The organism is Pedobacter sp. Leaf216 (genome assembly GCF_001421515.1).
In the GTDB taxonomy this organism is placed as follows: domain Bacteria; phylum Bacteroidota; class Bacteroidia; order Sphingobacteriales; family Sphingobacteriaceae; genus Pedobacter.
This window is the reverse complement of the sequence record NZ_LMKM01000004.1, coordinates 136591-148236: the sequence shown is the minus strand read 5'-3', so window position 1 is coordinate 148236 and position 11646 is coordinate 136591. Positions and strand designations below refer to the sequence as shown.

Sequence of the window (11646 nt, the reverse complement as noted above, 5' to 3'; positions counted from 1 at the left end):
CCACGACACCCTTGTCTCGAGCTAACACTTCCTACTGCTAAGCGTGTTCGGGACTTGAACCCTATAGTCGATTGCCATGCCCGGCGCACGAAAAATAAAAAAGATCAGGTTTGGATCAATTTTCACTTTTGGTAGTCCGGGTATAAAACTAATTACCAATCCTCCAATTACCAATAAAATCGGGTAAGCAATTTTAAGCTTGGTGGCCCACATGTTCAATAATACAATTATTGCGATGATGGCAAGCAGAAAAGGTAAAATGGTATGCATTATAGATGTTTCTTAGATGATGATCAAGTAATAGTGAATTAGTACGTCAATTTATAAAAAATACGATACAATTTCATTGCGAGCAGCTGATTTGAAATTTATTCCTAAATAATACCGTTCATTTCCATTTACAGAATGTCCGATAATGAACACTTCGATTTTTGAAAAAATAGTTTAATTATCTGTATATCAACATTTTAATTCGTATTATTTCTTTTGGCATTTCCTTAGTTAACATGGATCTAAACGACATGACCTATCCTAAGAATAGCAGCCCGTATCGTAAACAAATTATTTAAACAGAAATATATCATGAAACTCATCAAAAACCAAATTGCAATGACAACAGTCATTATTTTATTATTAACTTATATTTTTCCGATCGCTACCCAAGCCGCAGAAAACAAACCCATTAAAACTGACAGGGTTTCTCCCTTCAGAAAAATCATAATCAAAGGAAATGTTGATGTAGTTCTGATCCAGCGGTCGGAGATTGGTATTTCTTATGCTAATGACAATGAAGGAAAAGCAAGAATAACACAACAGGGTGATGTACTTAACATCACTGGAACCGGGCCAACAACAGGCAAGTTGATTGTTTATGTAGCTGAAATTTATAGAATTGAAGCTGAAGATAATGCTACAGTAAGCACTGATGGAATATTGGCGACGAAATTTCTCCAGATTATTTTAAAGGGAAATGCAAACGCTAACATTTATACCACAAGCCAAGGACTTTATACCGCAATTTATGATCAATCAACACTTTATTTAAAGGGAAACACAGATACACATTTTCTTTTGATGGATAAGCACCCAAAACTAACCTTCGATCAATTTGCTGTATTACAAACACAATTGACTAAATAGTTGAATACTGAAGTAGTTGTATTGAAACTGATTAAACAAAAGCCTTAACTTTTTCAAGTTAAGGCTTTTATTGCGGAATGGACGGGACTCGAACCCGCGACCTCCTGCGTGACAGGCAGGCATTCTAACCAGCTGAACTACCACTCCTTTTGTTCTTCTTTAAAGCTAGAACCTCTTCCCCTTTCGGGATTGCAAATATAGATACAATATTGAGTTTATCACTATAATAACCGTCTTTTTAATCAATTATTACGTAACACACTGAACCTCATTCTAAATATTTTAATCAAAATGATTTTTAAACAAAAAAGCCTCAACTTTTTCAAGTTAAGGCTTTTGTTGCGGAATGGACGGGACTCGAACCCGCGACCTCCTGCGTGACAGGCAGGCATTCTAACCAGCTGAACTACCACTCCTTTTGTTCCTCTTTAAAGTTAGAACCTCTTGTCTCTTTCGAGGTTGCAAATATAGAGACTATATCTTAATTCGCAAACTTTTTTTTCAAAAATATTTAACTCCTTATCCTACAGCGCCTTCCTGCATCTTTTCTGCATTCTCAGCAAACTGAAGCGCATCAATAATCTCCTGAATGTCACCATCCATTATGCTTGGCAGGTTATACATCGTTAATCCGATGCGGTGTTCGGTTACACGGCCCTGAGGATAATTGTATGTTCTGATTTTAGCCGAACGATCTCCTGTTGACACCATTGTTTTACGCTTGGCAGCAATATCTCCATTCTTTTTCTGCAATTCGATATCGTAGAGCTTGCTACGCAACATCTCCATCGCAATTACACGGTTACCCAATTGAGAACGTTCCTGCTGGCAAACCACAACAATACCCGATGGTTTGTGTGTTAACTGCACTTTTGTTTCTACCTTGTTTACGTTCTGACCACCGGCACCACCTGAGCGTGAAGTTTGCAACTCAATATCCGCAGGATTAATGTATAAATCGATTTCTTCTGCTTCTGGCAAAACCGCTACCGATGCCGCTGAGGTATGCACACGCCCCTGAGTTTCTGTATCTGGCACACGCTGTACACGGTGTACACCACTTTCGTACTTTAACTGACCATAAACATCATCTCCATTTACTTTCAGAATCACCTCTTTGTAACCCCCGGCTGTTCCTTCCGTTACATCAACAGTTTCAACTTTCCAGCCTTTGGTTTCGAAATAGCGGGTATACATACGGTATAAATCTCCTGCAAATAAAGCGGCTTCATCGCCACCGGTACCGCCACGAATCTCAAATACAGCATTTTTAGCGTCTTCCGGATCTTTAGGAATCAACATCAAACGGATATTGCTTTCCATCTCTTCCTGTTGCTTTAACAAAAGATCGAGCTCCTCTTTTGCCATTTCACGCATTTCGGCATCTTTCTCAGTAGCTAAAATTTCTTTATTGGCATCGATATTACTCATTACATTTTTGTAGATTTTATATTCATCTACAATTTTGCCTAAGTCTTTATATTCTTTATTTAAAGCCGCAAAACGTTTCATATCCTGAATTACATCCGGGTTACTCAACGATTCTTCCACATCTTCCCAACGCAGCTTTATAGCTTCTAATTTATCTAACATATTTATTCTTGTTGAAATTTCCTGATTAGCAGCAGAAGGCTAAAAATTAGGAAATGCAAAAATAAGGAAAAAAGCTGAATTAGTTTGTTTGGATGAAAGGGTTAATTGTTTGAAGTGCTTTATCGTTAATCTACGGCAAGTAAATCCGAGAAGTTAACTATTAGCCGGAAATGCAAAAATTAGATGTAAAAGTTTTGGAAATGAACAGTTCTGTAAACATGGCAGCCGATAGTCCCGCTATCACTTCAAGTCCTCACTCATGCTTCGCTCCGGGCTTTCCGTTTCTATCGGGTTTAGAAACAAACGACAGTTAGCATTATACAACCCCAAATACCAACACCCAACCGCGTAAATAAACGGGATCCGATAGCTATCGGATGGAATGACAGCTCCCGGTTCTTTACCGATAAATCGGCACTAAATTAGCATCGACACTATAATAAAAAGCCCGACGAAAATTTAAAAAAGCTACAGGTTTACCTTCCAAAAAAAGAGCTTAACAATTAGACCTTTGGATTATAATATTCCAGTTTCAAATTTACGCCATCAAATACCGCATAAGATTTGTAGCTAAGCCACTCCCCTATGTTCACATAGCGACTTCCCTTGCCCAAATCAATATCTAGAGGCAGGTGCCTGTGCCCGAAAATAAAATAATCGAAATGTGCTTTTTGTAATTGCTCTTTGGCATAAATGGCCAGCCATTCTTTATCTTCACCTAAAAAAACTTCTTCTTCGGTTTGTGCAGCCCTACTTCCCTGGCTCCATCCGTTAGCAATACCAATACCTAAATTTGGGTGCAAACGGGCAAACAACCACTGACAAAGTTTGCTCCTGAAAATTTTCCTTAAAAATTTGTACTTATTATCTCCGGGGCCTAAACCATCGCCATGATGTAGATAGAACTTCTTTCCACCCCTTTCTATAATCAGCTCATCACTTATTATTTCCATCCCAATTTCATGCGTAAAATAACTGCGCACCCACATGTCGTGATTTCCTTTAAAAAAGTAGATTTTTATTCCGGCATCGGCCATGGCAGCCAACTTACCCTGCAAACGAATAAAACCTTTAGGAATTACCTTAGAATACTCAAACCAGAAATCGAAAATATCACCCATTAAGAACAGCTCGCTGCAATTGGGTTCAATAAAATTTAACCAGCTTACAATCCGCTCCTCACGTGCACGGCTTTCAGCATTATTTGGTGTGCCTAAGTGAAAATCGGAAGCGAAATAAATATTTTTTGCCATGGATTTTCAAAGGTAAAGGAAAAAAAGCTGAAAGACTAGAGATGAAGCTGAAAGACAGAAAGACTAAAGAAGATAGACCAAAGCAGAAAGCTGAAAGACCAAAGACTAAAGAAGAAAGACTAAAGCTCAAAATACCTTAATCAGTGTAATCAACCCGAAGGTAAAAACATATATTAGTAAATAAATCTATCTTAAGATGAAAAAACAAATTCTATTAGGCTTATTTGCATTAAGTCTGTTTGCCTGTAACCAAGGCAAAAAACCTGCAGAAAAAATAACATTGATGAAATACCCTGAAACAAAAAAAGACAGCACAAAAGATAATTACTTCGGAACTACAATAGCCGATCCTTACAGGTGGCTGGAAAACGATACCTCAGCAGAAACTAAAGCCTGGGTTGTAGCCGAAAATAAGGTTACCCAAAATTATCTTGAACAAATTCCATTCCGTGCCGACATCAAAAAACGCTTAACAGCATTATGGAACTACCCCAAAGAAGGCGCACCATTTAAAGTTGGCGAATATTATTTCTTCACAAAAAATGACGGACTCCAAAACCAAAGTATCTGGTTTATAAAAAAGGGGTTAGATGGCGAAGAAGAAGTTTTTCTCGATCCGAATAAACTTACAAAAGATGGAACTGCAGCGGTTTCGCTGCTGGGTTTTTCGCACGATAAAAAATACCTGGCCTATTCGGTTGCACAAGCGGGATCAGACTGGAGCAATATTTATGTGATGGAAATTGCCAGCAAAACCAAATTAACGGATGAGTTAAAATGGACTAAATTTTCTGGAGCAGCATGGAAAGGAGATGGTTTTTACTACAGCAAATTCGACGAACCGGCTCAAGGAACCGACCTTTCTGCGGCCAACAAATACCAAAAAGTATATTTCCACAAATTAGGGGATCAGCAACAAAACGACCAACTGATTTTTGAAGATAAAACCAATCCAAATTTATATTTAGGGGCCAATGTAACTGAAGATGAACGCTTTTTGGTGATATATGCCAGCGCAGGTACTTCGGGCAATGCATTATTTTATCAGGATTTAAAATTACAGGGAAGCAAAATTGAACCGCTGATTAAAGGATATGAAAACAACCATAATGTTGTGGATAATACAGGTGATAAACTATTGCTAAATACCGACTTAGGCGCAGAAAATAAGCAGGTGGTTTTGGTAGATCCTAAAAATGCAGATCCTAAAAACTGGCAGAAAATTATTCCTGAAGCTAAACTGCCTCTTGAAGGCATCAGTACAGGTGGAGGTTTTCTTTGGGCATCCTATTTAAAAGATGCCAGTACCAACATTGTTCAGTTTGATTTAACAGGCAAAAAAGTTGGAGATGTAAAATTACCAGCAATTGGAACTGTTGATGGTTTTGGTGGGTATAAAGAAGATAAAGAATTTTTTTACACTTTTACTAATTTTACTACTCCCGGTGCAATTTATCGCTATGACCTAAACAAATCAGAATCAACTCTTTATAAAAAATCGGGACTACAGTTTAATACCGACAATTATGAAACCAAACAGGTATTTTATCCATCGAAAGATGGTACAAAAGTACCCATGTTTATTGTACATAAAAAAGGGATTGAGCTTGATGGCAACAACCCGGTTTATCTTTATGCTTATGGTGGCTTCCAGGTTAGTTTAACGCCTGGCTTCAGTTTATCCCGAATGTTGTTTTTAGAGCGTGGTGGCATTTACGTTCAACCAAGCTTACGTGGCGGAAGCGAATATGGCGAAGCCTGGCACAAAGGGGGGATGTTATCAAAAAAACAGAACGTTTTCGACGATTTTATTGCCGCAGCAGAATACCTGGTAAAAGAAAAATACACCAATCCATCGAAAATTGCCATTTCTGGTGGTTCAAATGGTGGGTTATTGGTTGGTGCCTGTATGACGCAAAGACCCGATCTGTTTAAAGTAGCCTTACCTGCCGTTGGCGTTTTAGACATGCTCCGTTACCACAAATTTACCGTTGGCTGGGGCTGGGCAGTGGAATATGGAAGCAGCGATAAAAAAGAAGATTTCGATTACCTGATTAAATATTCGCCATTGCATAACCTAAAAAGCGGTGTTAATTATCCTGCAACTTTAATCACCACTGCCGATCATGACGACCGCGTGGTACCTGCACATTCATTTAAATTTGCCGCAACCTTACAGGAGAAATACCGAGGTGAAAATCCCGTTTTAATTAGAATTGAAACCAAAGCAGGCCACGGTGCAGGCAAGCCAACTACCAAAATGATTGAAGAAGCAGCTGATATATGGAGTTTTGTATTTCAGAATTTAGGAATGAGTTGGTAAAAATTATGCATTGTCACCATGGACCGATTTAAACATCGGGGATCAGAGTCTGAATGGCTAAACAGGTGCTGAAATAAATCCAGCATGACTAAATGACGAAAATAAACAAATCCCACTAAATCCATAGACCAATTATAATTTGCTTTAAACCATCAAAAACCCTTAACTTTTGCTTTTTGTTAAATAATAGAATATAAAATACTGAATATAATCGGATTGCAAAATTATCTAGAATATTTCTAAATAGCAGAATTGATAATACTTTATTTCGTAACTTTGCGTCAAATTTTTTTTAATGATCACTACTGATATAGCCGTAATAGGCGCTGGTCCGGTTGGTTTATTTGCCATTTTTGAAGCCGGTTTATTAAAAATGCGTTGCCATTTAATTGATTACCTGCCTCAGGTTGGTGGTCAGCTGTCTGAAATTTATCCTAAAAAACCGATATACGATATCCCAGGCTATCCTTCTGTGTTGGCTCAGGAACTTATCGATAACTTAATGGAGCAGGCAAAACCTTTCCATCCAACGTTTACTTTGGGCGAGCGTATTGAAGGTTTAGAGAAGCGTGGCGAAGCAGATTTCGTTTTAACAACAAATATGGGTACCGTTATCGAAGCTAAAGTTGTGGTAATTGCCGGTGGTTTAGGTTGCTTTGAGCCGCGTAAACCTGCTGTAGAAAATTTAGAGAAATTTGAAAACGGTAAAGGTGTAAACTACATGATCCTTGATCCTGAGAAATACCGCGATCAGAAAATGGTGATTGCAGGTGGAGGCGATTCTGCTTTAGACTGGACCATTTACCTGGCAGAAGTTTGTTCTGAACTTACTTTAGTGCACAGAAGCGAAAGTTTCCGTGGTGCCCCGGATTCGGTTTCGAAAGTTATGGCATTGGCAGAAAGTGGAAAAATTAATTTGATTTTAAATAGCAACCTTCAGGCTGTACAGGGAACTGATAAGTTGGAGCAAGTTGAAATTGTTCAAAACCGCACCATGGAAAAAACGGTTGTTGAAGCTGATCATTTAATTCCATTGTTCGGTTTGAGTCCTAAATTAGGTCCGATTGAAGATTGGAACCTTAACATTAATAAAAGTGCAATTGAGGTTAATGTTGATGATTATTCTACAAACATCCCCGGTATTTATGCTATTGGTGATATCAATACCTACACCAACAAATTAAAATTGATTCTTTGTGGTTTCCACGAGGCGGCATTAATGAGCCATAGTGCTTATTCTTACATGAACCCAGGCGTGAAATATACCATGAAATATACAACCGTAAACGGGGTTTCAGAATTTTAAGCTTTCTACTATATTTGTGAATCAATATAAGTAAGCTAAAAAATGGAAAACAACATTAATATATACATGCAAGAGCCGGATGGCTCGGTTACTGAACACGTTGCACCAACAGACATGGGCTTAAGCCTAATGGAGTTTTTAAAAGCATCAGAATATGATATTCTGGCTACCTGTGGCGGAATGGCTTTATGTGCTACCTGCTGCGTTGATGTGTTGGAAGGTGAAGAGAAACTTAACGAAATGACAGACGATGAGTATGCCATGTTAGATACTTTGCCAGATTTGTTGCCAAATTCTCGTTTAGCCTGCCAACTGCAGTTAAATAACAATATGGACGGATTAAAAGTGAAATTACACGGCGTAAGCTAAGTTGTAAAACATATTTAAGAGAAAAGGCGATACCACTAAGTGTCGCCTTTCTTTTTTTATATCACCCCAGCGAATTGTAAATGGTTAATAGAAATTACACAATGATTTGGGCGTTACCTAATTCTGATGAATCCTATCGTGCGGGCACGTCTTGTTTAATCTCGATTTGTTTTTAGTTCCTTTGGCCTAAGGCGATCATCATGCTGATCCGATAGCTATCGGATTTATTTCAGCATCTTTCCTGCTATCAGCTGGCCTTGATTCATTAAGAAGGCACACAATATCATTTTTTTTCCGCTCTTTGCCCGGCGCATGGTACTTTGTAGTGCCAAAGTACCAAAAGCGCTTTGTCAATCCGACAATGTGGCTTCTCATCACCCAAGCTCACCAAAAACAGTGGCACTTTGTTTAATCAGATTTTGTTTGTGTTTTCTTTGGGCTGATTGAGCCCTTCGGGGTTTGTGTTCAATTCACGTTAAAGTTTTGACTCATCTCTTATGAACACTAAAAGACTGCGTTTCAGGTTTGGTAGTGCTATTTGTTCAATTCTGCACCTTTTATTTGATTTCCTGCCACTTGGGATTGACGGGCGTTCTTCGGTAAGACCTGTGTATTATTAAAGCAACATAGCATAACCTCTAAAAACCCATATCAAAGGTGTGTCCACATGATAAGATGAATCAGGAAAGCGTGTCGGGCTTTCAAAGCTTTACTCCGGTACCGATGAAAAATCAATACTGAACCTTTACAATCCCTAATGCGAATTCATCGCAATTTAAGACCTCGCGGGTTTTGAAGCAGCGGCCTTTGTTATTAAACCTGATAAAACGAAAAGCCCACAGCGAGAAACGAGTGAGGACTTGAAATGATAGCAGGGCTACAAGTGCGATTGATGCAGAACCCATCATTTTCCAAAAACGATGAGAATAAGCTTACACTTCAGGAGTAAATCCCGACTAACAAAATCTTTATCAGAAACCCCGCAGGTTTTAAAAACCTGCGAGGTCTGGATGGCAATTTATTGAATAGTTACTTTCTGCTTTTCTACATTCCAGCCGTATACTTCTACCGCCAAATTATTTTGCTTTCCTGTATATTCTACAGTTACGGTTTTACTTTCTCCTGGTAAAATACTCACGTAGTTATCATCATAAAACGCAGGCAATATGCGCTCGCCGGTGTTGGCGTTAATTAAAGCAACGCGGTTAAAAAACGCCACAGGATTCCCATTTGCATTGTTCAGCGTAACCGCTACCTGACCATTTTTCTGATCAGTCGCTGTCACCTTTAACGGTGCTTTTTTGATATTTTTTAATCCTGAATACTCACCATCTTTTCCTGGGAGCCAGTAAATGTTTTCGCTTAAAATGTTCTGCTTCTGGTCTAGAATTCTTAAGGAAACAAATACACCTTCCTTTTTATCCAACTTGGTTAAGAACTCGTTCATAGGAAAAAGTCTTCTCACCGAAGATGGCCCGATTGAATTAAATACCTGTGAATAAAAGTAATCTTTGCCATCCATATCGTAAGCTTTGGCTTGTACCATCAGGTTGTTTTTGGTACCAAAACCATTATTCACAATGGTAACCATACTATCCAAAGGATTCATCATTACATGCAGCGGCTCACTTCCTTTCCTTAAACCATATAAACAGGCGTTAGGATCAAGATAATAATCATACATCTGCCCGCGCATGGCCGTCCACGGGTTTTGCGTTTTCCAGATGATGGAACCGGTATACCAATCCCACATTTTATTCGAGAAACCTTCCATTAAAGCCCTGTACTGATCGTAATTGGCCAATTGTGCCTTCATGGCAAAATCTTCAGCACTTTTTGGCTTACCATATGGGTTAAGGTATTGCTCATAAGAGATGTATTTATGGTAATCCCATACCGAATCGGGCTTGGCTTTGTATTGTGGCGCAACCAGATTTTCTTTAGGGATAAAGCGAAGCAAAGATACATAATCGCCCACCCCTACCGAGCCTACTTCAGAGTTATAAGGAAATGTTCTGGTGCCCCAAAAAGTTTTAGTATCCTGTATCCCGTACGGACCATCACCGTTCCCACCGATAGAATTTAAAGACATTTCATCACTGTTTGAAAAATCGAAAAGTTTTCTTGTGCCGTCTAATCGGGGCAGAATATCATTTTTTAAAGGCTCCAAAATATCTTCAGGCGGGGTAATTTCGTTCCCTCCACACCAAAATGCAAGTGAAGCGTGGTTTCTGATCATTTTGATCTGATCTTCAATGGCTGTTAAGGTTAAATTATGGTCATCAGGATAATTTCTACGCGTCCATTGGTCTTCTTTCTTCATTGGATCTACCCAGCGGCCATTGCAATCGCCACTGAACCAAAAATCCTGAAATACAAGCAAACCATATTTATCGCATGCATTATAAAACTCAGGTCTTTCTAAAATTGCTCCTCCCCAAATGCGGATCAGGTTGAGGTTCATATCCTTATGGTAACGTATTTCTGCATCGTAACGGGCGTCGCTAAAGCGGAGCATCGCATCAGAAATAATCCAATTGCCACCTTTAATAAAAATTTTTTGTCCGTTTACATAGGCACCCATGCTTTTGGTGTGCTCATTCCAGATATTATCAATCTGGCGCACGCCCACTTTAAGCTGCTCTTGGTCTAATACCTGATTGGCTGCTACAAATTCGATTTTTACATCGTACAGGTTTTGTGCTCCATATCCGCTTGGCCACCATAATTTAGGGTTTTCGAGCTGTAAATCAGGCAGCTTAATTGTTGCTGTTTTATTCGCTGCGATGGTGGTAGGTTGTTTAATCAACTTTCCGGCAATTTGATACTGTAAAGTTCCAGAAACGGCCTGATTTGTTGGGTTTTCTACTTCAATTGAAACTTTAACAGTTGCAGGGTTTTGTTTCCCTTCTGGTAAACGCTTGCCCGGAACCAAAGTGATTACCTGAGGATTTTGGATATTGATATTTTTTGTTTTCTCGATGGTCACTTTATCCCAAATGCCCGTATTACGATCTCGGGTGGGTTGGATCCAATCCCAGCCAGCAGTATATTGTGTAGTAAGGCCTTTGGCAATGGTACCGTCGCCACCTTGGCCTCCATTCGGATTTCCCGGAAAATCTGGTGGATAAACAATCACTGCAAGTCTGTTTTTTCCATTCGCAGCTAATAGTTTGGTAATGTTGTACTGCGCCCTAAGGTGCATACCTACCTGGGTTTTAGGGTTAACTTTTTTTCCGTTTAAATAAATTTCGGCTTTGTAATTTATTCCTCTAAACTGCAGCCAAACCTGTTCGTTACCCACAGCGCGCTCTTCAAAATCTTTTACAAACCAATAGGTGTAATAATCATTTCCGGTTTTATAAACGTCTGGAATTTTCTCATTATTCATCCCATAAAAAGGATCAGGTACTTTTTTGTTGTTCAGTAAAGTGGTTAATACTGTACCGGGAACGGTTGCGGGCATCCAATTGTTAAGAGAAAAACCCGATTTAGAAATTTCAGCACCGTTTGATTGTGCATCTTTAATATTGGTACACACCCAGCCAGAATTTAATTCGTAACGCTGCTGAGCATTTACAATGAAAGCCGAACAGAGTAAAAGAAGTAGAAATAGTTTCTTCATTTATTTGAGATCTTATAATTGATAATTATTGTTGTGG

9 protein-coding genes and 2 tRNA genes are annotated in these 11646 nt (G+C 38.9%); 5 read left to right on the top strand and 6 right to left on the bottom strand.

Annotated elements, in window-relative coordinates; genetic code table 11:
* Positions 1-21 precede the first annotated feature (21 nt).
* Complete coding sequence (locus tag ASE74_RS03770; RefSeq protein ID WP_055904382.1) at positions 22-270, bottom strand: hypothetical protein; 249 nt, start codon at positions 268-270, stop codon at positions 22-24.
* Between the two features lie 312 nt (positions 271-582).
* Between ASE74_RS03770 and ASE74_RS03765 the strand changes: the two genes are divergently transcribed.
* The gene (locus ASE74_RS03765; RefSeq protein ID WP_055904379.1) at positions 583-1140 is read left to right on the top strand and encodes a GIN domain-containing protein; all 558 of its coding nucleotides are present in this window, start codon (positions 583-585) and stop codon (positions 1138-1140) included.
* Between the two features lie 73 nt (positions 1141-1213).
* Here ASE74_RS03765 and ASE74_RS03760 read toward each other — a convergent pair.
* The 3 genes from ASE74_RS03760 to prfA all read right to left on the bottom strand — a co-directional run bounded on the left by ASE74_RS03760 (position 1214) and on the right by prfA (position 2733).
* Positions 1214-1287 (bottom strand) — tRNA-Asp (locus ASE74_RS03760).
* 195 nt (positions 1288-1482) lie between these two features.
* Positions 1483-1556, bottom strand: a tRNA-Asp gene (locus ASE74_RS03755).
* 103 nt (positions 1557-1659) lie between these two features.
* Positions 1660-2733 carry a peptide chain release factor 1 gene (gene prfA, locus ASE74_RS03750; protein WP_055904375.1) on the bottom strand — a complete coding sequence of 358 codons (1074 nt, stop codon included), beginning with the start codon at positions 2731-2733 and terminating at the stop codon, positions 1660-1662.
* A 170-nt stretch (positions 2734-2903) separates the two neighbouring features.
* Between prfA and ASE74_RS24670 the strand changes: the two genes are divergently transcribed.
* Positions 2904-3047 carry a hypothetical protein gene (locus ASE74_RS24670; protein ID WP_157255334.1) on the top strand — a complete coding sequence of 48 codons (144 nt, stop codon included), beginning with the start codon at positions 2904-2906 and terminating at the stop codon, positions 3045-3047.
* A 189-nt stretch (positions 3048-3236) separates the two neighbouring features.
* Here the strand turns inward: ASE74_RS24670 and ASE74_RS03745 are convergent, their stop codons facing one another.
* Positions 3237-3986 (bottom strand): UDP-2,3-diacylglucosamine diphosphatase, encoded by a 750-nt coding sequence (locus ASE74_RS03745; RefSeq protein WP_055904373.1) that lies wholly within the window; start codon positions 3984-3986, stop codon positions 3237-3239.
* A gap of 196 nt (positions 3987-4182) precedes the next feature.
* Here ASE74_RS03745 and ASE74_RS03740 point away from each other — a divergent pair, with 196 nt between their 5' ends.
* From ASE74_RS03740 to ASE74_RS03730, 3 genes are all read left to right on the top strand, one after another.
* Positions 4183-6309 carry a prolyl oligopeptidase family protein gene (locus tag ASE74_RS03740; RefSeq protein ID WP_055904370.1) on the top strand — a complete coding sequence of 709 codons (2127 nt, stop codon included), beginning with the start codon at positions 4183-4185 and terminating at the stop codon, positions 6307-6309.
* A gap of 295 nt (positions 6310-6604) precedes the next feature.
* Complete coding sequence (locus ASE74_RS03735; RefSeq protein ID WP_055904368.1) at positions 6605-7615, top strand: NAD(P)/FAD-dependent oxidoreductase; 1011 nt, start codon at positions 6605-6607, stop codon at positions 7613-7615.
* Positions 7616-7657: 42 nt separating this feature from the next.
* On the top strand, positions 7658-7984 hold the full coding sequence (locus tag ASE74_RS03730; RefSeq protein WP_025141835.1) for a 2Fe-2S iron-sulfur cluster-binding protein: 327 nt from the start codon (positions 7658-7660) through the stop codon (positions 7982-7984).
* A 1018-nt stretch (positions 7985-9002) separates the two neighbouring features.
* Here the strand turns inward: ASE74_RS03730 and ASE74_RS03725 are convergent.
* On the bottom strand, positions 9003-11609 hold the full coding sequence (locus tag ASE74_RS03725) for a glycoside hydrolase family 2 TIM barrel-domain containing protein (RefSeq protein WP_055904364.1): 2607 nt from the start codon (positions 11607-11609) through the stop codon (positions 9003-9005).
* Between the last annotated feature and the right edge of the window lie 37 nt (positions 11610-11646).

Coding starts and splice junctions, on each gene's coding strand:
- ASE74_RS03770 (WP_055904382.1), bottom strand. CDS start 270: ATGCATACCATTTTACCTTTTCTGCTTGCCATCATCGCAATAATTGTA.
- ASE74_RS03765 (WP_055904379.1), top strand. CDS start 583: ATGAAACTCATCAAAAACCAAATTGCAATGACAACAGTCATTATTTTA.
- prfA (WP_055904375.1), bottom strand. CDS start 2,733: ATGTTAGATAAATTAGAAGCTATAAAGCTGCGTTGGGAAGATGTGGAA.
- ASE74_RS24670 (WP_157255334.1), top strand. CDS start 2,904: ATGCAAAAATTAGATGTAAAAGTTTTGGAAATGAACAGTTCTGTAAAC.
- ASE74_RS03745 (WP_055904373.1), bottom strand. CDS start 3,986: ATGGCAAAAAATATTTATTTCGCTTCCGATTTTCACTTAGGCACACCA.
- ASE74_RS03740 (WP_055904370.1), top strand. CDS start 4,183: ATGAAAAAACAAATTCTATTAGGCTTATTTGCATTAAGTCTGTTTGCC.
- ASE74_RS03735 (WP_055904368.1), top strand. CDS start 6,605: ATGATCACTACTGATATAGCCGTAATAGGCGCTGGTCCGGTTGGTTTA.
- ASE74_RS03730 (WP_025141835.1), top strand. CDS start 7,658: ATGGAAAACAACATTAATATATACATGCAAGAGCCGGATGGCTCGGTT.
- ASE74_RS03725 (WP_055904364.1), bottom strand. CDS start 11,609: ATGAAGAAACTATTTCTACTTCTTTTACTCTGTTCGGCTTTCATTGTA.